The following is a 20,256-nucleotide window of genomic DNA, read 5'->3' as shown; positions in this document are numbered from 1 at the left end:
GGCGCACCAGTTAGCCTTGCTCTGCTATCCATTCATTGGTGAGCTCTTCGAGTAAATCCAATGGCAGACTGCCGGTACGCAGGATTTGCTCGTGGAAGGCGCGGATATCAAACTTGTCGCCAAGCTGCTGCTGGGCGCGCTGGCGCAATTCGAGAATTTTCAGCTCCCCGATTTTGTAGGACAGGGCCTGGGCCGGCCAACTAACGTAGCGATCTATCTGATTAACCACGTCCGGCATCGACAGCGCTGTATTGTCGGCCAGATAATCAATAGCCTGCTGTCTGGACCAACCCAAGGCATGCATACCGGTATCCACCACCAGACGACTGGCACGCCAGGCCTCATAAGTTAACCGACCAAAGTCACTGTATGGATCCTGATAAAAACCCATTTCTTTACCCAGACGTTCGGAATAAAGCCCCCATCCTTCGCCATAGGCGGAGTGATATAAGGTTTTACGAAATTCCGGCATATCCATTTCACCAGCAATGGCGGATTGGAAATGGTGTCCGGGTTCGGCTTCGTGGAAGGTCAGTGCTTCCAGGTTGTAAAGCGGCTCGGCTTTAAGGTTTTTTGTGCCCAGAAAATACGTGCCTGAGGTTGTACCACTGCCATCTGAAGCCACATAGTAGGCGCCGCCGCCCGGACTAGCCTTAATATCAAAGGTATTACGGGGTAAGGTGATAAACCACTTCGGCAACTGTCCCGCCATTTTACGAGTGATGTAGGCGGCTTTCTCTAACAGCTGTAACTCTGAGGTGGCGTAAAACTTGGGGTCGGTACGCAAGTGCTGGATAAATTCTTTAAAGCTGCCCTTAAAGCCAAGCTTATCAATAATTGCCTGCATCTCGCTGCGGATACGCTGCACTTCACTTAAACCCAACTGGTGGATTTGCTCGGCCGGCATATTGGTGGTGGTGTAAAATTGGATAAGATACTGGTAATAGTCTTTCCCACCCGGCAAGGCGCTAATGCCCACCTCTTGGCGACAATTCGGCATATATTGGCCGGTAAAAAAGTCGAACAGCTTTTTGTACTCTGGGAGCACGCTTTGCGCGATAAGCTGTTTCCCTTTATGCGTTAGCGCTTGCTGCTGTTCGACAGGAATGCGTGCCGGCATATTCTTAAATGGTGCAAAGAACACTGATTCTTCAACATCTTTAACCAGATGTTTGCTGATGGTTTGCTCATAACCAGCAAAGCTTTGACAGTATTGTGTGTGCCCTTTGCTAACGGCTTCCTGCAGATTGGTCAGATAATCCTGATTGTAGCGGGGAAAGTCGGCCAGGCTTATCAGGTAGTTTTCATAATCTTGTCGGTCCAGAAACGACATATTGTCAGGGGCGGCGGCAAAGTAGGTGTGGTAACCCGCATAAATGGTAAAAGGGTACAAGTGATCAAGTTGCTGGTAACTTTCTGCTTCACTTTGCCTTTCGTATTTGAACAGCCGATAGGTCAGTTGGTCTGCGGCGGAAAGTTGCTGCCAGTTAATTTTGTCCAATTGTCTGAGCATGTTTTGATTAAATTCAGCGCGCCTTTTGCGGCCTTGTTCGGACATATCCGGTAACTTGCCATTCATGCGGAAAGTATCAGGATCTTTACGGAAGAATATTTGTTCCTTATTGGCCGCTTGCCAGTGCTTATCTAATAACTGTTTGAATGATTCGGTGACAGTGTCTGCGACTAACGACTGACTGAATGCCAGTGCGAGTAGGCTTATTGCCAATCTTGTTGTTTTCATAAGGTTCTCCAGGACAGTAGCCCGTCACGCTATCCCATTTCAAACCGTTTGAACAGGTGTGGGTTCAAGGCAGCAAGATTGTGTTATGAATACCAGTAAGGATGGCAGTGAAGACGGTTTTTTGAACAAATCTGTCAATGGAGTAGACTAACACTTAGAGCGCCGGGTTGTATCCGCATCAAAAGGAGTATCGGCTAGCGTAAACTTACGGGAGGGAATTACCCATGTCAGGCCATACTTTGTACTTTGCATACGGTTCAAATATGTCGCAAGCCAGGTTGGCAGCCCGTATTCCCTCTGCTAGCAAACTTATTGCAGCGGAGCTGATGGGTTTTGTGCTGGCCTTCAATAAACCTGGTATGGATGGTTCGGCAAAAGGCAACTTGCTGCGCACGGGCAATCCCATCGATAGTGTCTGGGGAGTGGTATATCAGATAGATAGTGCGGCACTCCCTCTACTTGATCGCATTGAAGGCGATGGCTACATCAGACGCACTGTCGCTGTGTATTTGGATGATATTCGGCTGGAAGTACAAACCTATTTAGCCACACAAGTGCAGACCGATCTCAAACCTTTTACTTGGTATAAAAGACATGTGCTGACCGGTGCCAGGGAGAACAGCCTACCTGCAGCACACATCAGATACATTTCCAGTGTGAAAGCAATTAAAGACCCCAAATTGCCTAGGCACAACATGGAGGTGGGGCTATATCATGATGGCACCGAAACCCCGTTGGTTAACTCCCTGGCGCCTGCTCGAGCAAGCGTAGGGTTTTAAGAAATTCCTGTAGTGGTGCGGTGTTTTTGCAAAGCCGCACACTTAAGAGCGCCCCCTGCCAACCGCACCAGATAAATTCAGCTAAAGCTCTGGGAGTGACATCACTGCGGATACTCCCTTCCTGTTGGCAAATCTGCATGTCCTCGGTGATGACCTGAATGATGTCTGCGCGTGTTTTGAGTATTGCCAGGCGCAGTTTTGTGCTGCCCAGCGGCATCTCAGCAGATAAGTTGGCAATTAACGTGGCAATTCTATCCGTTTCAGTACCATAGGTTTCAATCTGAATTTCCCAGTACTTGTAAATCTTCTGAAAGTGACTCGCCTGCGGGAGTTCCGCGGTTATCGATAGACGCTCGGCTTCTAATTGAAAGTAGTTTTCGATAATGGCTAATACAAAACCATCCTTGCTGGAGAAAAAGTTGTAAAAGGTGCCTTTGGGCACACCACAGCATTGCAGCAGTTGTTGAAGACGGGTGTTGTGGTACCCCTGCTGGTTAAATAGCTGTAATCCCTTTAACAGAAGATGCTTTTTGCAATGAGTGGCAGGACGACCTGACGACATAATATTCAAACCCGAATGTTAGCAGAGTGCAACCGGAAGTAATTTTAGACCGGTAGTTAGTGAGATAGATTCTCATTCTCGTTTTAATGTTTGGAAAGTCAATGCCCGTTGGGAAATCACTCTGTTGTGATTTTCTGGTTGGGTGTTCAATCAGGAACTCTCGATGTCTTTGTCTCATCCCCCTTTTATTCTTAGTTGTCTCAGTGTCTGCCTACTGTTTGCAGGCAAAGCGCAGGCGCAACCCCAATCGGATCGTGATGCCGAACAGTTGGTAGAAAAACTCGTCATTACTGGCAGCAGAGAAGATGCCGAAAGTTATAAGGTGTCACGCGCCACAACGGCCACTGGCTTGGCGCTGGCGCCAAAAGATACGCCCCAGTCAATAGCGGTGGTAACCTCAACACGTATGCAGGAGCAGGATCTGACTAGCGTGATAGATGTCATTAACCAGGTTACCGGTTTGTATAGCCGTCCTATGGATAATGACAGATTCAGCATTACCGCCAGGGGAATGCCTGTGCGGGGCATGCTATACGATGGTGTGCCGGTGAGTTATGACACGCGATTCAACTACGGTGATAACCAGATTGACACCGCGCTCTATCAACGTATTGAAGTCGTACGTGGCGCCACAGGTTTGATGACAGGGGCGGGTGATCCCTCTGCGGCGATAAACCTTATTCGCAAGCGACCAACCGCGGCATTTCAGGCCCAGGGACAATTGAGTATAGGTAGTTGGCATAGCCATAGAACCATGTTGGATGTATCGGGTGGCTTGAATCAACAGCAAAGCCTGCGGGGACGGGCGGTGATGAGTTACTCTGACCGTGAGTCTCATCAGGATAGATACAGTCAGCAGAAGCGTATGATTTACGCTATTGCTGAGTATGATCTTGGCGTAAATACACTCTTGACGCTGGGAGGTGATTACCAGCGTACCAAGCCGCAAGGCACAATGTCTGGCGGCCTGCCGCTGTTTTATAGTGATGGTAGTCGCACTAACTATGACATCTCTGCATCCACAGCTCCCGACTGGGGCTCGGCAAAGACCAGTTCAGCCAGCTTCTTTGCAAGCCTTGAGCATTTGTTCGCTAATAATTGGAAACTACAAGCCGACTATGGTCAGGGTGATAATCGGCTTGAGTTTGATGTGTTGTGGGCAACTGGATTCCCGGACAAAACCGATAATCAAGGCATGCGTGCAGGTTCGATTGCCTTCATTGACGGTAAGCGCAAACAAGATAGCTATAGCTTGAGGCTAAGCGGTGACTATGACTGGTTGGGTGCAGAGCATCAGTTTGTCCTTGGTTGGAACAGCCGGGATCAAACCTTTAGCAATCCGTACTACCTGCCTGCCGACAATGTCCCTTTATTGGGAGATTTTACCGCACCTGGCTGGACTTATGCCAAGCCAGATTGGCAACAAACGCCGGCATACGGTTCTTATGGCAATACAAAACAGCAAGCTAGCTACGCCCTAACTAGGTTAGTGATAACTGACAACCTGGCTATGATTGCCGGCTTACGCCATAACAAATGGCAAACGGATCAGGACAACTTTGGCAGAATACAAGATTACAGCGAATCTCAGCTGACCCATTACGCTGGTATCACCTATGACTTGCTGGAGAGCCTGTCTGTTTATGCGAGTTTCACTGATATTTTTGCCCCCCAGAATTATCTGGATGCGTCGGGGAGGAGCCTGGACCCTGTGGTGGGGCAAAACTATGAGTTAGGGGCAAAAGCCAGTCTGTTTGATGACTTACTGGATGTGTCGGTGGCCATATTTGAAATACAGCAAGACAATGTGGCGGAGATAGTAGTCGGACAAACCCTGCCGGGTAACGTACAGGTTTACCGTGCTGTGGATGGTACAAAAACGAAGGGATACGAAATTGAACTTAATGGCGCCCTGACTGAAAACTGGCGGCTGTCCTTTGGTTACAGTGATTTCTCGGCCAAGGATACTAAGGGGCAGTCAATTAATACTGCGACGCCCGGGAAACAATTGCAGCTTTTCAGCAGCTATCATTTTGCCGGTGCCTGGCAGCTCGGTGGTGGGCTGACCTATCAAGGGGAGGCATATAGAAATACCACCGGGCCTGCTGGTGAAGTGGAAGTCAGCCAAGGTGGCTACAGCCTTGTAAATCTAATGGCGGGTTATCAGGTGACAGAAGCGCTGGGGTTGCGCCTGACGGTCAACAACCTGCTGGATAAGCGTTACTACGCTCAGTTAGGGCAGTTCAGCCAGTTTCAATATGGTGCCCCGAGAAGTTTGAATTTCTCAGTTCATTACCAGCTTTGAGCGTTATCAGGCCACTTATTGTGGCCTTGTTTTTATCTGTGCTTGTGGGATAAAAAGCTGAAATTTTCGCCTGTATAGCTTAGAATCGCCGCCTTTTTTCAATGCGGTGCAGTAAGTAATGCTGGAGAAACTCTTCAAGTTGTCTGCCAGAGGCAGTGATGTAAAAACCGAAGTATTTGCCGGGCTCACTATCTTTCTGACGATGGCCTATATCATCTTTGTAAACCCCTCTATTTTGGCCGATGCCGGGATGGACAGGGGAGCGGTGTTTGTAGCGACCTGTCTGGCGGCCGCTATCGGCTGTTTGATTATGGGGCTGGTGGCTAATTTCCCTTTGGCTTTGGCGCCGGGTATGGGACTGAATGCGTTCTTTACCTATGGGGTGGTCCAATCCATGGGGCACAGCTGGCAAACGGCGTTGGGCGCGGTGTTTTTATCCGGTATTCTGTTCTTTGCCCTTAGTGCCTTTAAGGTGCGGGAATGGATTATTAACGCCATTCCACGAACCTTAAAGTTGGGGATTGCCACGGGCATTGGGGCTTTTCTGGCGATGATCGCCTTAAAGAACGCGGGGATTATTGTTGCGCATCCGGTGACCCTGGTGACCTTAGGTGACTTGACCCAGTTTGTGCCGCTGATGAGTATTCTGGGCTTCTTTTTGATTGCCGCCTTTACGGCTCGTAACCTGCCGGGGGCGGTGCTGATAGCTATTTTAGCCATGACAGTGATTGGCTTGGTGAGTGGCGATGTGCAATACAACGGTGTTGTTTCTGCACCACCTTCCTTAGCGCCTACCTTTATGCAGATGGATATTCAGGCCGCGCTGGAAATTTCCATGTTGAGTGTGGTGTTCGGCTTTTTGTTTGTGGATCTGTTTGATACCTCAGGCACCTTAATTGCAGTTACCCAAAAAGCCGGGTTGGCGGATAAAGACGGCCGCGTTCCGGGGCTTGGCAAGGCGCTGATGAGTGACAGTGCAGCGACTATTGCCGGTGCCTCATTGGGTACATCCACGACCACCAGTTATGTAGAAAGTGCTGCCGGCGTGGCCGCCGGGGGGCGCACCGGACTCACTGCCGTGGTGGTTGGGATCCTGTTCTTGCTGAGTATCTTCTTCGCGCCATTGGCCGCGATGATCCCTGTCTATGCAACAGCGGGGGCTATTTTTTATGTTGCCATTTTGATGTTGTTTAATCTGCGTGAGATTGACTGGGAAGATATTACCGAAGCGGCGCCAGTGACTGTGGTACTTTTGTTTACCCCGCTGACCTTTTCTATCGCTCACGGTATTACCTTGGCGTTTATTACTTACGCCTTCGCTAAAGCGGTATGTGGTAAGTGGCGTGAAGTCAGTATGAGCGTATGGGTGTTAACGACGTTGTTTGTACTGAAAATTGCGTTCTTTGACCACTAGGTCAGAGCAGAAAAAAGGGAGCAAGCGCTCCCTTTTTTATTTTACTTGGTCAGGATATCCAGAATATCCGCCAGTTCGGTTTTGCCTTGGGCAATCTCTTCAGGCGTCAGACCGGATAGCTCGTGAGGGAACACCAGCCACTCTTCGCTTTTGTTGACGTAATAGTCCGGAACGATATCGACCTTGCTGTTCTTCGGCTTATACCAGGGACAGGCAACACGTATGTCGTGCGGCGTGTTTAGGCGGGACAGCTTACGAATCTGGGTTAACAGGGCTTCAATGCTGCGACCCGAATCAAATACGTCGTCCACGATCAGTAATTTATCGTCGGCATTGGCGTTCTCAATCAGATAGTGCAGACCGTGCACCTTAATTTCTTTAGATTGCTTGCCGATGCCGTAGTAAGACGAAGTGCGAACCGCAATATGATCTGTTTTTACATGTTTGTAATCAAAGAACTCCTGAACGGCAATCCCTATGGGTGCACCACCACGCCAAATACCGACTATATAGTCTGGCCTGAAACCGTCTTCATAGACGATAGAGGCTAAACGAAAGGCGTCCTGCAGTAATTCCTGTGAGGTGATGAATTTCTTTTCCGACATGCCGCTCACTCAATTTGATTAAAAAGGGCGCGAATTATAGAGGAATTGAGGGGAAATTACAGGGCTTTACGATGATCTTGCTGACATTGCCTGCGCTTTATCTGCGGTGAACGTGCGCTGTGATAAGGCTGGGGCAATAGGCAGTGTCTGGGCGACATCATATACTCAGACTTACGGGTTTTATATTGGATGTGGTTATGCAATTAATGAAAGCAAGCTGGGTGGAAGTTGAAGAATATCTGCAAACTTCCAAGGCAATAGTGATCCCCATTGGCTCGGTTGAGCAGCATGGGCCCAATGGATTGCTGGGAACCGATGCCTTGTGTCCGGAAATCATTGCCCACCGCGCCGCAGCACAAGCAAACCTTTTGGTGGGGCCAACCTTCAATGTTGGCTGTGCCCAACACCATCTGGACTTTGCTGGGACTATTACCTTAAGGCCCTCGACTATGATTGCCGCCATGCAGGATTGGATAGCGTCATTGCGTCGACATGGCTTTGAACGTATCTACTGGCTCAATGGTCATGGTGGCAATATTGCGACAATTAATGCCGCTTTTGCCGAGGTGTATGCCGAGCTTAGCTTTGCCAAGACGCCGCCCGAGCAGGCTTTGCAGCTTAAGCTACAAAATTGGTGGCAGTTACCTGGGGTCACCGAGTTATGCAATGAAATCTACCCTGTAGGACATGGTGCTCATGCGACAGCCTCTGAAGTGGCGGTCACCTATGCGGCTTACCCCGAGGCGCAGAAACAGGTGGAAATGACACCGAAAATTGCACCTATGGGTGAGATTAGCCATGCCTATGCCTATCGGCAAAGCTTCCCGGATGGCCGTATCGGCTCCGATCCGAGTCAGGCCAACGTAGAAGATGGCGAGCGCATTATTCAGAAAGCGGCAACAGCGCTGATTAGCGAGTTTACGCAGTTTTCAGACTAACCTGGCCGCACCAAAAAGCACAACATGCCTGGGCTTTACACTTGTTGCTTATCCGTTGAGGGTTGAGAAAGCTCTACCGTAGGCAACAAGTTAGTGATTGCCTGATACAGGCGGCTCAGATTTATTGGTTTGCTTAAATACACATCCATACCTGCAGCCAGGCAGGTTTCTTCATCACCCTGCATGGCATTAGCGGTCATGGCGATGATGGGAATATTGCTGTTATGCCTGCCGCATTCCCCCTTGCGAATGCGGCGGGTCGCCTCATAGCCATCCATAATGGGCATCTGACAATCCATTAGTACTAGCTGATAGGTCGTTGAGCCGGTCAGTTTCTGTAGTGCCTCACTACCGTTGTTGGCTAACTCTACGCGCATGCCCAATCGTTCCAGCATGGACTTGGCCACTTCCTGATTAATGGCATTGTCTTCTACCAGCAGGACAGGTGCATGTTGCTGCGCGAGTTGGGGCACAGGTAGAGCGTTATTCTGCTCAGGAAGCTCGCATACACCTTTTTGCCAAACCAACAGGTGAGCGGCTAGCTCCATAGGTGATAAGGGTTTGTACAGATTGGCAAAGCTTATTGGGTTAAGCAGAGCCTGACTGCTGTTTTGTACTTGATGTACAGCGAATAAGGGGAGTTTGGTTGACCTTAAAAACACCAACAGTTTCTCTGCTTCAGGCAGAGTAAGTATGTCTGTATCCAGTAACAGCAAATCCCATGGTTGACGATGGGTTTTTCCGTCCTGTATCTGTTGGAGCAACTCCTGCGGAGTAGCAGCTTGCTGTACGATGGCTCCCCAAGAGGCTAACTGTTGGGCGTATATCTCCCTGGTCATGGCATAGGGCGCGGCGACCAGTACTTTGTGTTTGCGTAATTGCGGATGAACAGCATCCAGGCCTGCCGATGGTTTTATTTTTACCGCAATACTAAAGCAGCTGCCTTTGCCGACCTGACTTTGTAAGGTAATTTCCCCGCCCATCAGTTCACATAACTGTCGGCAAATAGCCAGTCCCAGCCCAGTACCTCCGTAGTGTCGTGTTGTTGAGGCATCAACCTGAGTAAATGGGGTAAACAGCTCTGTCTGTCGGTGTTCGGGAATGCCAATCCCGGTATCTATAACATGGGCATGGAAAAACAGGGTGTTATCCAGAAACTGGGTATCACAGCGCAAGAGTACATGGCCTTTTTGTGTGAACTTGATTGCGTTACCCAGCAGATTCAACAGTACCTGCCTGAGCCTGCCCGGGTCGCCAATTACCCAGTGGTGCTCAATCTCCCGCATATCAATCAGTAGCTCAAGGCCCTTGCTTTGTGCCTTATAGGCGACAGCATGCATGATATCCACCAGCAAAGGTTTTAACTCGAAACGCACCGCGTCCAATTCTAGTTTTCCAGCATCCACCTTGGAGAAGTCTAAGATGTCATTCAGCAAGCTAAGTAAGGACTCGGCGCTGCCTCTGACAATACCGGCACGATGGTGTTGTTCATCACTCAGCTTGCCGGCTTGCATCAGATCCAGCATGCCCAAAATGCCATTCATAGGGGTGCGGATTTCATGGCTCATCACGGCTAAAAATTCGCTTTTGGCCTTGGCGGCCTTTTCTGCACTCTCTTTGGCGCTAAGCAGTGCTTTCTCAGCGCGTTTTCGCTGATCTGCCGCATGCAAGGTGCCGGTCAGGGTGGCCAGGGAGCCAATAAAGGCTTCTTCGGCCTTGCTCCAACTGCGTTTACTCGCGGTGTGTTGTGCGCAAAGTACGCCGACAATGCCACCGCCACCATTGATCACTGTGCACAGCAGGGCTTTCACATCATTGGGGGCGAGGTAATCCTGAGTAAATTCTGATGTGCGGGGATCGTGCTGGGCATCTGCGGCAGCGATATGGGAGTCTAGATACAAGGCCGAGAAGTAGCGGGGGAAATCTTGCTGTTGCAGTTCATCGCCTTGGCTGAAATTGCCGGTACTGTGTTGGTACGCAACCAAGCAGGTCAAACTGCGGTGATCTTCACTAAATAGCCATAAACTGGTGTGTTCGGCCTTTATGCCCAGACTGAGTTGCTCAACCAAGGTATGTTTAGCCAGCTTCAGCTCACCTTGCAAAATAGCAGGGTGGACGGTCAGGCGCGCCAGAATTTCATTATGCCTTGCTATTTCCTCATCGACCTTTTGGGCACGTTTGCGTGAGTCTATATCCTGAAATGAACCAAACAGTCGGACACATTGCCCTTGGCTATATTCTGCGCGCCCAGTTACTGATACCCATATTTCATTACCTTTGGCGCTGACCACCAAGAGTTCTAATTCCCAGTCGGTGCCTTCCTCGATAGCGTTCTGTATGGCTTGCTCAAGACGTTTACGATGTACGCCGGCTTTAGTGAAATCCGCTGCGGAGGATAGTTTCGGGGTGAAATCTTGCTCCAACTCCAGAATGTTTTTGATCATACTGGACCAGATAACCACGGAGCTGCATAGGTCTATTTCCCAGGCACCAATGCGGCCTTGCTGGCTCATCGACTCCAGCATTTCACGCTGGCGCGCCAGCTTCAACTCGCTGTCTTTCTCCTGTGTGACATCGGTGGCAGACGCATAAAGTTTGCCGGTTGACAGGTTTGGCGTGGTATTCCACCTTAAGTAAACAAAACGGCCATCTTTACATCGAAATCTATTGATAAAGGAAGTCGTTGGCTTACCTTCGTTCAAGCTTTGCAGCTCTTCCAAGGTGGCCCGGGTGTCATCGGGGTGAACAAATTCCAAATAAGGGGTGAGCAGCAGTTCTGCTTCGCTATAGCCCAAAATGGTTTCGAAGGCACGGTTTACCCGGTCAAAATAACCGTTTTGATTGGCAATACATAGCAGGTTGCGGGACACATCAAAGAAACTTTGCAGCTCTTTTTGTGAGCGCTCCAGTTCCATACTGGCCAGCTTTTGTGCCGTGATATCAATATGGGTGCCCACCATACGTACTGGATTGCCTTGCGTATCCCACTCCACCACCTTGCCGGTATCCAGCACCCATATCCAATTGCCGTTTTTGTGCCGCATGCGGCTTTCACTAATATAGCGGCTGCTTTGGCCTTGCCAGTGACGATCGAGCTGGGTCTCTGAGTTGGCTAAATCATCAGGATGAACCAAGGTTAGCCAGGTGCTGATAGAGACGGGTTGCAGCTCTTCTAGCGTATAGCCGACCATCTCGGCCCAGCGCTCATTAAATTGGGTTTTGCCGCTGGGGATATACCAGTCCCAGATACCAACAGCCGTGCTTTCCAGCACCAGCTCCAATTGTTCCCGTTGTTCTTCCAGCAATCTCTTGGTCTGCTTCTGCAGCGAGATATCCTCTACGATAGACCAAATCATTTGCCGACCCTGGCTGTCCTGAATCAACATGCCGTTCAACATCACGGGGAAGCGGTGACCGCGTTTGTGGATATACTCTTTTTCGTAAGGGCCATACTGCCCTGTGGTTTTTAATTGTTGGATCTGCTGTTGTTCTTGTTCTTCATAGGATTTAGGGGTGATCTGCCAGTAGTCCAGGGCCTGAAGTTCCTCCTTGCTATAGCCGGTAATATCCAGCAGGGCCTGGTTAGCGTCCAGGAATTTACCTGAGCCAAATTCATTCAGGCTGATACCAAGAGGAGACATGCGAAACAAGCCTTTAAGGCGTTTTTCCTGATCCCGTCGTTTATTGAAAAGATTCAGCAACAGACACAAAGATGCGAAGAGGACTGAGCCAATGACCAACAGAATGATGCGAAAGGCCGTGGCGTTCTCTGCCACTTTGGGCCAACCATTCAGGGGAATGGCAGCAATTTGCCAACTGCTCTCGGGCAGTGTCACCGACATTTGCACCGGATGTTGATCTAATACGGCCGGGGAGCCGAAAAAGACCGAATCCTGAAGTTGGGATTTGCCGCCTTGAAGAATAATGACTTGTAAACCAAGGTCAGGATTCAAAAGACCGCTACTGCGGTATACCCGTTCCATATCTATGACCGCAGAGACCAATCCCCAGAAATGAGATTGTCCATCTGGTGTATCTACCTGCACGGGAATACGGCTGATAAAGGCTTGGCCGCCTTGCACCAAATCAACGGGGCCGGAGAGAACCATTTTACCGCTGGTCATGGCTAATTCAGCACTGCGCATTTGATCTGGGCGGGTCAGGTAATTCAGGCCGATAGCACTCTCATTCTCTGCTAGCGGATATATCATGCGGATAACCATATCGGGGGCGGCGCCAATATTGCGTAGTTCGGTATGCGAGCCGATAAGGTATCTGGCGATATCGGAAAAGCGAGATTGGTCGATATCAGGGTCATTCTGAATCACCGCGACTAACCCCTGAACGACTTGAATGTTACTGATGATGGTGCCTTCAAGGCGCGCCCGCAGTACGCTTAGCTCATCATTGACAATACGCCGGCTGTTTTCCTGAAAACGTTGATTATTTAGATGATCGGCATAGCTGGCCAGTCCCAGCAACAAAGCAAATATTAGCACTATCAGGGCAGTGCCGGGACGCATCAGATGGCGGGCAAGTGGAAGGCGGCTGGCTGTTTGGATGAGTGATGACGTCAAGGTTACTTATCCCTGTCTGTGCTTAGCAAAATGTCGGTGCAATTGTCTGTGTATCAAGCTCCAAGAATAGTCGCAAGTACAATTTATAGGGGCGAAAAATATTAAAGGCTCATATTGAATGTAGCGCAAACAGGCCAATATCAGAGGTTAGTGTTTTACTTCGAGGTATTTTATGTCAGGCGCTGTGCAACTGGTTTGCCCTTCATGTAGTGCGATAAATCGTATCCCTGCTGAGAAAGTGGCACACCACCCCTTGTGTGGAAAGTGTCGGGCCCCCCTCATTCTGTCCAACCCAATAGAATGCTCAGATGACAGCCTCCAGCGGCATATTCAGCATAGTGGCATGCCTGTATTGGTGGACTTTTGGGCTCCCTGGTGCGGCCCATGTGTGGGATTTGCCCCTGTCTACGCGGAGGTCGCTGAGTCGGCGCAGACACAACTGCGTTTTCTAAAATTGGACACCCAGGCACATCCCCAAAGTGGCGCTGCCTTTGGTATTCGCTCCATACCGACCTTAATTTTGTTTCACCAAGGTAAGGAAGTGACCCGCTTATCCGGTGCCTTACCTAAGCTGCAGTTTCAGCAATGGTTAGTTGAACAACTGCAAGCTTTAAACTAGCTACGGAGGTTAAAATGTCTCTTTCAATGTACGGTGCATCAGTTCCGGTATTACGTCAGGGTTTACAAAATCTGCAGACTATTCTGACTAAAGCCGTTGAGTTCGCTGACAACAAAAAAGTTGCCTCTGATGTGATGGCGGCCAGTCGTCTGGCCATTGATATGGTGCCGTTAAGCCGGCAGGTACAAATTGCCTGTGATACGGCCAAAGGTTGCGGTGCCAGGTTAGCCGGGGTAGAAAATCCCAGCGTTGCCGATGAGGAAAAGACCCTGCAGGAGCTGCAACACAGGGTAGAGAAAACCCTGGGATTTCTTAGCCAGCTCAGCCCTGAACAGTTTGTTGGCAGCGAAGATAAAGCGATTCAGTTGAATTTCCCTGGTATCACGCTGAACTTCAAGGGTCAGGATTATCTTCAGCAGTTTGTGCTGCCAAACTTCTACTTCCACATCAGTACCGCCTACGGCATTTTGCGTCATATAGGGGTAGATATAGGTAAAAAGGATTACCTGGGGGCCATAGGCGGAGTATAAAAAAGGCGCCTGTTGCCAGGCGCCAAAGGGGTTGAGGAACAGGAGAATGTTGCAGTTAAAAAGCGCCTTAGTGGTTCGCGACAGTTTGCAGGCTATCAGCGCTTAAGCGCAGGCTGACGCGACGATCAAAGCTGTCACCATCCAGGCTTGGGGTTGTGTCCAGCGGCATGGCTTCACCCAGGGCCAGGGATGTGATTCTTGCTGCTGAGACGCCCTGGCTAACCAAGAGTTGTTTGACCGACTCTACTCGCTCTGCAGACAGGCTTTGGTTGTATTTCTCGTCGCCACGACGGTCGGCGAAGCCGGATAATTCAATTTTCAGTTGTTTGTTTTGCTGCATGGCATCGGCTAATTCAGCCAACTGCTGACTATAAATGGATTCCAGTTTGCTCGAGCCGGTACGGAATTGCACATGCATGGTCAGGTTGGTATCCATGGCGGCATTTTCACGCTCGGTCAGAGATACCAGTTGCAGGCGCTGCTGTTCTTCACTGCTACGCAGACGGCCCAGCAGTTGCTGGTTAGATGCCAGCAACTGATTAATTTCATCTTCATTTTGTGCCAGCGCGGTTTCCATGTTTTCGATCTCTTTGTCCGCTGCAACCGAGTGGCCGACAAAGATGCCTGAGATACCGCCGATAATGGCGCCCAGCGGCCCACCAGCTATGGCTCCGACCACCAGACCTGAACCGAAACCGATATTTTCCGCTTTTTTCATGTTCTCGCTCGCGGCCATGGCTGCCGGTGCAGATAAGGCCATCATCAATCCAGATACTATTGCTAACTTTTTCATCTTTGCTCTCCTTAACGAGGGTATGTGTGTTTCGACCATTCCATTAAACACAGGCCAGTTGGCACAAAAGGGGAGCAAAAAGGGCAATGCACCGATGAATTGTGGCGAAATCATGGCATTTGCCCGGCTCGTCTAGTTTCCCAGAGCAGTTAAGGTATAGTCCGGCACATACAAGAGGATTGTCGTGATTGCTATGAGTAGAAGAATCGCCATTGTTGAAGATGAAGTTGCTATCCGTGAGAACTATGCGGCGGTATTGCGACGCCAGGGCTACCAGGTTGCCACCTATTCCAATCGCCGTGAGGCAATGGGCGGTTTTGAGCAGCGTTTGCCGGATTTGGCCATTATTGATATTGGCCTGGAAGATGAGATTGATGGCGGATTTTTGTTGTGCCAGTCATTGCGTGGCATGTCGCCCACCTTGCCGATTATTTTTCTGACCGCCCGGGATTCGGATCTGGATACGGTATCCGGCCTGCGTATGGGGGCCGATGATTATCTGACCAAAGACATCAGTATGCCACATATGACGGCCCGTATTTCTGCGTTGTTTCGCCGCATGGAAGCCTTGAGCCAGCCGGATGACAAACAACAGCAGGTGCAATGCGGTAGTTTGAGTTTAGATCTCAATCGTATGCAGGCACGTTGGAAAGACACCCCGGTTGACCTGACCGTGACAGAGTTTTGGATGGTGCATGCATTGGCACGCTTTGCCGGCCATGTTAAGAGCCGTCAGCACTTGATGCAGGATGCCCGTGTGGTGGTGGACGACAGCACCATCACTTCACATATCAAGCGCATCCGTAAGAAGTTTGTGCATATGGATGAAGCGTTTGACTGCATTGATACCGTGTATGGCATGGGGTATCGCTGGACCTGCGATAAGGATTAATGCGGGTGTCGCGTAAGTTTCATTTCTTTGGCCTGCGTTTTAAGCTGCTGCTATTGTCCGGCTTCCTGTTCAGTATTCCCTGGTTGGGCTATGAATATGTCTGGGAAATGGAGAAGTACCTGCGTGCCGGTCAGGAGCGAACCTTACTGGGTACCGTCAGGGCGGTAGCGACCGCTTTGCACGAACGGCCTAAGCTGTTTGATGCTCAGGCCAGTTACCTAAGCGTCGAAAAAGGCCGCGATCTCTATGCCTATCCTATTGTTGATCCCATCCGTCTTGACGGGGATTTGTCTGACTGGCGCCAGCAGCAGCACGCGCTGCAATACGGTCAGGATTATGTCATTTTTCAGAGTAATGCCTATCAGCCAACCTCGCTGAGTTTTAAGCATATGATTGGCAAGTATCGACAGTATTTATACGCCTATTTTGAGGTGTCTGATGATGTTGTGATTTATCGCTCGGCCAACAGTCTGAGCGTGGATAACAATGACTACCTGCAGATTGCCTTCACCACCCCGGCGGGGGATTTTCGTCGTTACCTGATTGCCACCAACAAACCCGGTTGGCTGACGCCCTATGAAATGAGCGTAGACGCCGGGCAAACCAATAAAGCGCTGAGACCGGAGAGCCGAATTCAGGGGGCCTGGCTGGAAACCGAGCAGGGCTACAACATTGAACTGCGTATTCCTCTTGAGCTGCTAGGTAGCAAGCTGAGTTTTGCCATTACCGATGTGGACAAGCCGGGCGGACAGCCGGTAGCAACTATTGGTACGTCCAGTGTGTGGGAAGAGGACAAGCTGGGGACTGTGTTGGTGCCTTCTCCTGAGATTGAACAGATTATCAAAGGGCTTGGACATACCAATTCACGCATCTGGGTGGTGGATCAGCATCAACGGGTATTGGCCAAATCTGGTGATATTAAAAATTCCGACGGCATCTGGAGCCGCCCGGCGACCAGCAAAGATGACAGCTGGTGGGGGCAAGTAGCCCAGCGCTGGTTGTATCCGCTGTATTATAAATTTCTGACCCGTCCCCCCAGTGATTTTATTGATGAACTTTATGATGTGGCAAATCTGCAGGGCAGCCATATTGAACAGGCGCTGGCGGGCCAGCCGGGCTCCAGTTGGCGTTTAACCCCGGACAGCAAGGCCGTGGTTCTGGCGGCGGCGTACCCTGTGTATATTGATGAAAAGGTCATGGGGGCGGTGATTGCCGAAGAAACGACTAACGGTATACGCAGCCTACGTAATCTGGCGTTGGAGAAACTATTCACTCTGATGCTCGCGGTGATGTTGCTTGGTACCCTGGGCTTGTTTTTACTGGCGTCCAGAATTTCCAGTCGGATCCGCCGTTTACGTGATCAGGCCGATCAGGCCATTGATGAGCAAGGACGTATTCGTAGCCAGCTAAAAGCCTCCGACGTTCAGGATGAAATCGGCGATTTGTCGCGTACCGTGGCTGATATGGTGCAGCGCTTAGGTCAGTATCACCATTACCTGGAAAGTATGTCGTCGCGTTTATCCCACGAGCTGCGTACCCCTGTTGCTGTTGTGCGTTCCTCTCTGGAAACTTTGCAGATGGAAGAGGAAAAACTGGCCGACTCCGTTTACCTGCAGCGCGCTCAGGAAGGGTTAAACCGGTTGTCTTTAATACTGACCAATATGAGCGAAGCCACCCGTTTAGAGCAAAGTTTGCAAACGGTAGAGCGGCACGAGTATTTACTGGACGACGTTCTGGCTGGTTGTGTGCAAGGCTATCAACTGGCTTATTCCGACACGTTGTTGCAGCTTGATATCCTTGATAACAAGCTTAAGGTGGACGGTGCTCCTGAGCTATTTGCGCAGTTGCTGGATAAGCTGGTGGCTAATGCGGTGGAGTTTGCTGCGCCTGGTACGCCGGTGGACATCAGTTTGCAGCGTCAGGGGCGTAAGGCGGTTCTGCATATCAGTAATACCGGCCCGTTGTTACCCACCGAAATGCGTGGCCGCTTATTTGATTCCATGGTGTCGGTCAGAACCGGGCAGCCTGGGCAGCCGCACCTGGGATTAGGCTTGTATATCGCCAGACTGATCACCGAGTTCCATCATGGCAGCATAGCATTAACCGACAATCAGAAGGGAGATGGAGTTACCGTTAAGGTAAGCATTCCTCTGGTGTGAAGACGCGCAGAGTCGCGAAAGGCCCGGCAGTCCCGGGCCTGGGGAAACAAGCAGGTCAGAAACTAACCTGCACGCTGGCGGTGTAATTTCTGCCTGTTTCGGCCAGTGAACTCAGATCGCTACCTTCGGCGCGACCGGCAATACTGCTATAGCGAAGGTATTCTTTGTCGAGCAGGTTATTGGCCGCCAGATTTACGCGCAGACTGTCAGTTATCTGGTAGCTGAGCAGCCAGTCCAGTGCACCATAGCCACTTGAGCGGGTTTCGCCTTGATTAACTTTGCTCATAGCCTTAGCCCAGTTGAGTACTAAATGGGAACTGAGGTCCTCATCCTGATAACTTAAGCCCAGCAATCCTGACAGCGGATTAATGGAATGCAGGTATTCATCGCTTTCGTCGTTTTTACCGTCCTGATAGGCTGCATTTGCCTGTACAGACCACGCATCATTGATATACCAGTTCAGGCTCAGTTCTGCGCCTTTTATGGTCACAGATTCAAGATTTTGATACTGATACTTTTCAAACAGGTGGGAGAAGTCGCCATTGTTGTCCAGTATGGTTTCACTGCTTAGCAGCACGGTAGACAAAAAGTTGTCGTACTTGCTGTAAAATAGTGCGCCATTAATGGTGACGTCACCAATATGACCACGCAGGCCAAACTCATAGGTATCGCTTTGCTCTGGTGCCAAGTCTTTATCACTGGGTACTATTTCATACGCATAGGTAGAAGTGGGCTGCAAGGCATGTTCAATATAGGCCAGATCGTAGGCGGGAACCTTGAAACCCTGGCCGTACTGGGCATACAAGTTAAGCATAGGATTGAGGCTGTACAGTGCGCCTAGGTTTAATGAAAAATGCTGTTCATCAATAACCGCAAACTCACTGCCATCCAGCTTCTTGGCCCCATTGGGATCCATTTTATAGCTGTCAAAGCGTACACCCGGTGTCACCGTTAGTCGCTCATCAAGCAGGCGTATTTCGTCGTTAATAAACAGGCCATAGCGCCTGGTATCATTGGTGGGGAACTTACTGGTGCTGAGATCCCGGGTGGTATTACCGTCGGCGATACGCAATTCGTGCACTGAACGCAGGCTCTCGGTATGTTCGATATCAAGCCCGAAACCCAGGGTGTGGTTGTGATTAAGCTTTTTGCTGGCATTTGATAGCAGGCCCCAGGTGTCTTGTTCGAACAGCGCCGTTTGCCACATGTCTCTGACTTCTTTCACTCCAAACATGGGAGCATCAATATCCAGTTTGCCGTACTCGGTATCTGCCTGGCTGCTCTTATTCCTGTAGAGATTGATATCCAGATAATCATGCCATACACGCTGGGCATCGGAGTGATAGTTAAGCTTAAATGACTGGGTTTCTTTTTCTCCCTCGTTATTCTCCCTTACTATCTGATAGCCATACTTATCCAAACCCCGGAAATAGGCTAGCAGACCATCAGCACTGTCACCCAGGGTATCCTGTTGCCAGAAATCTGCCAGCAAGGTCAGGCTGTCGGTCTCGGTTAAGTGGAGCTTTCCCTTGTACAACAAACTGCGGCTGTCGATATCAAACGGCGTCGCACTACCATGATAATTTTGCTCTTCCTCACCCTGACGAAAGCTGGCATTGAGTAAGTGTTCGGTATCCCCATAGCGTAGCGCCAGGGTGCCCGCCTGACCGAACTGATTGGTAAGGTCGCTGTAACTGAGCTTAGTACGTCCAGCTACATGTTCACCGTCTTCAAGGTAGTCACTGGCATCCTTGGTGGTAAAGACCACAATGCCGCCCAGCGCGTCTGAACCATAAAGGGAAGAAGCTGCACCTTTGGCGACTTCTACCTGTTTTAAGGTGTCGGTGTCGATAAAACCGCGGCCTACAATGTCGTTCAAACCGTTGGCACCATATCCTTCATTCATACGCATGCCGTCTTTGATCATCAGTACCCGATCGCCTCCCATGCCGCGCACAATGACATTTTGTGCGCCACCTGACCGACCGGTGACAGAAACGCCGGGTTCGTAGTTAAACAACTGGTTCATGTCGTTGATGCTCAAATTCTCTATATCCTCAGCGGTGACGACATTGATGGTGCCTGCCACGTCTTTCAACGGCTTGGCAATCCGGTTTCCGCTGATGACTATCACTTCATGTTCATTGGCGGACTCACCGACTTGTTCATCGGCGTGGATGTGGATGGAGACAAACAACGCGCTGCTGATTGACATGGCAAGCATGGCTGGCTTGAACATAAGGTTCCTTACTTAATGACTGGGAGGGGATGCGGGGCATGTTAAGGAGCAAACAAAATGATGTCAATACGGTTGAGAATTATTCTCAGTTGTATTCGTATTG

The 20,256-nt window shown here is 50.1% G+C and carries 14 protein-coding genes; 8 read left to right on the top strand and 6 right to left on the bottom strand.

Annotation, left to right across the window (positions count from 1 at the left end):
- Nucleotides 1-10: 10 nt before the first annotated feature.
- Nucleotides 11-1,741 (bottom strand): DUF885 domain-containing protein, encoded by a 1,731-nt coding sequence (locus IEX02_RS13240; protein ID WP_188695991.1) that lies wholly within the window; start codon nucleotides 1,739-1,741, stop codon nucleotides 11-13.
- A 224-nt stretch (nucleotides 1,742-1,965) separates the two neighbouring features.
- Between IEX02_RS13240 and IEX02_RS13235 the strand changes: the two genes are divergently transcribed.
- Nucleotides 1,966-2,520: a gamma-glutamylcyclotransferase family protein gene (locus IEX02_RS13235; protein WP_188695988.1), complete on the top strand. Its 555-nt coding sequence runs from the start codon at nucleotides 1,966-1,968 to the stop codon at nucleotides 2,518-2,520.
- On the opposite strand, the gene IEX02_RS13230 is transcribed toward IEX02_RS13235, so the two are convergent.
- The gene (locus tag IEX02_RS13230) at nucleotides 2,480-3,082 is read right to left on the bottom strand and encodes a TetR/AcrR family transcriptional regulator (protein WP_188695985.1); all 603 of its coding nucleotides are present in this window, start codon (nucleotides 3,080-3,082) and stop codon (nucleotides 2,480-2,482) included. The two genes, IEX02_RS13235 and IEX02_RS13230, sit on opposite strands and share 41 nt — an antisense overlap.
- Nucleotides 3,083-3,245: 163 nt before the next feature.
- Here IEX02_RS13230 and IEX02_RS13225 point away from each other — a divergent pair, with 163 nt between their 5' ends.
- Nucleotides 3,246-5,387 carry a TonB-dependent siderophore receptor gene (locus IEX02_RS13225; RefSeq protein ID WP_188695982.1) on the top strand — a complete coding sequence of 714 codons (2,142 nt, stop codon included), beginning with the start codon at nucleotides 3,246-3,248 and terminating at the stop codon, nucleotides 5,385-5,387.
- Between the two features lie 118 nt (nucleotides 5,388-5,505).
- A complete protein-coding gene (locus tag IEX02_RS13220) occupies nucleotides 5,506-6,801 on the top strand; it encodes an NCS2 family permease (protein ID WP_188695980.1) in 1,296 nt (431 codons plus the stop codon).
- 41 nt (nucleotides 6,802-6,842) lie between these two features.
- Here IEX02_RS13220 and IEX02_RS13215 read toward each other — a convergent pair whose 3' ends face one another.
- On the bottom strand, nucleotides 6,843-7,406 hold the full coding sequence (locus IEX02_RS13215; RefSeq protein ID WP_188695978.1) for a phosphoribosyltransferase: 564 nt from the start codon (nucleotides 7,404-7,406) through the stop codon (nucleotides 6,843-6,845).
- Between the two features lie 197 nt (nucleotides 7,407-7,603).
- Between IEX02_RS13215 and IEX02_RS13210 the strand changes: the two genes are divergently transcribed.
- Nucleotides 7,604-8,344, top strand: a complete 741-nt coding sequence (locus tag IEX02_RS13210) for a creatininase family protein (protein ID WP_188695974.1) — start codon at nucleotides 7,604-7,606, stop codon at nucleotides 8,342-8,344.
- 35 nt (nucleotides 8,345-8,379) lie between these two features.
- Here IEX02_RS13210 and IEX02_RS13205 read toward each other — a convergent pair whose 3' ends face one another.
- Entirely contained in the window at nucleotides 8,380-12,921 is a 4,542-nt protein-coding gene (locus tag IEX02_RS13205) for a PAS domain S-box protein (RefSeq protein ID WP_188695971.1), read from the bottom strand.
- A gap of 172 nt (nucleotides 12,922-13,093) precedes the next feature.
- Between IEX02_RS13205 and trxC the strand changes: the two genes are divergently transcribed.
- Both trxC and IEX02_RS13195 read left to right on the top strand, forming a co-directional pair.
- Nucleotides 13,094-13,540, top strand: coding sequence for a thioredoxin TrxC (gene trxC / locus IEX02_RS13200; RefSeq protein WP_188695968.1), 447 nt, complete (start codon nucleotides 13,094-13,096; stop codon nucleotides 13,538-13,540).
- Nucleotides 13,541-13,554: 14 nt separating this feature from the next.
- Nucleotides 13,555-14,070 (top strand): DUF1993 domain-containing protein, encoded by a 516-nt coding sequence (locus IEX02_RS13195; protein ID WP_188695964.1) that lies wholly within the window; start codon nucleotides 13,555-13,557, stop codon nucleotides 14,068-14,070.
- A 67-nt stretch (nucleotides 14,071-14,137) separates the two neighbouring features.
- Here the strand turns inward: IEX02_RS13195 and pdsO are convergent, their stop codons facing one another.
- The gene (pdsO, locus tag IEX02_RS13190; protein WP_188695961.1) at nucleotides 14,138-14,863 is read right to left on the bottom strand and encodes a sortase-associated OmpA-like protein PdsO; all 726 of its coding nucleotides are present in this window, start codon (nucleotides 14,861-14,863) and stop codon (nucleotides 14,138-14,140) included.
- 193 nt (nucleotides 14,864-15,056) lie between these two features.
- On the opposite strand from pdsO, the gene pdsR reads away from it, so the two are divergent.
- Together pdsR and pdsS are read left to right on the top strand one after the other, a co-directional pair.
- A complete protein-coding gene (gene pdsR / locus IEX02_RS13185) occupies nucleotides 15,057-15,755 on the top strand; it encodes a proteobacterial dedicated sortase system response regulator (protein WP_188695957.1) in 699 nt (232 codons plus the stop codon).
- 5 nt (nucleotides 15,756-15,760) lie between these two features.
- Nucleotides 15,761-17,914 carry a proteobacterial dedicated sortase system histidine kinase gene (pdsS, locus tag IEX02_RS13180; RefSeq protein WP_229702221.1) on the top strand — a complete coding sequence of 718 codons (2,154 nt, stop codon included), beginning with the start codon at nucleotides 15,761-15,763 and terminating at the stop codon, nucleotides 17,912-17,914.
- Between the two features lie 55 nt (nucleotides 17,915-17,969).
- Here pdsS and IEX02_RS13175 read toward each other — a convergent pair whose 3' ends face one another.
- Nucleotides 17,970-20,153, bottom strand: coding sequence for a TonB-dependent hemoglobin/transferrin/lactoferrin family receptor (locus tag IEX02_RS13175; protein WP_188695950.1), 2,184 nt, complete (start codon nucleotides 20,151-20,153; stop codon nucleotides 17,970-17,972).
- Between the last annotated feature and the right edge of the window lie 103 nt (nucleotides 20,154-20,256).

This window comes from Bowmanella pacifica (genome assembly GCF_014645355.1).
Classification (GTDB): domain Bacteria; phylum Pseudomonadota; class Gammaproteobacteria; order Enterobacterales; family Alteromonadaceae; genus Bowmanella; species Bowmanella pacifica.
This window is presented reverse-complemented; position numbering and strand designations above follow the sequence as displayed.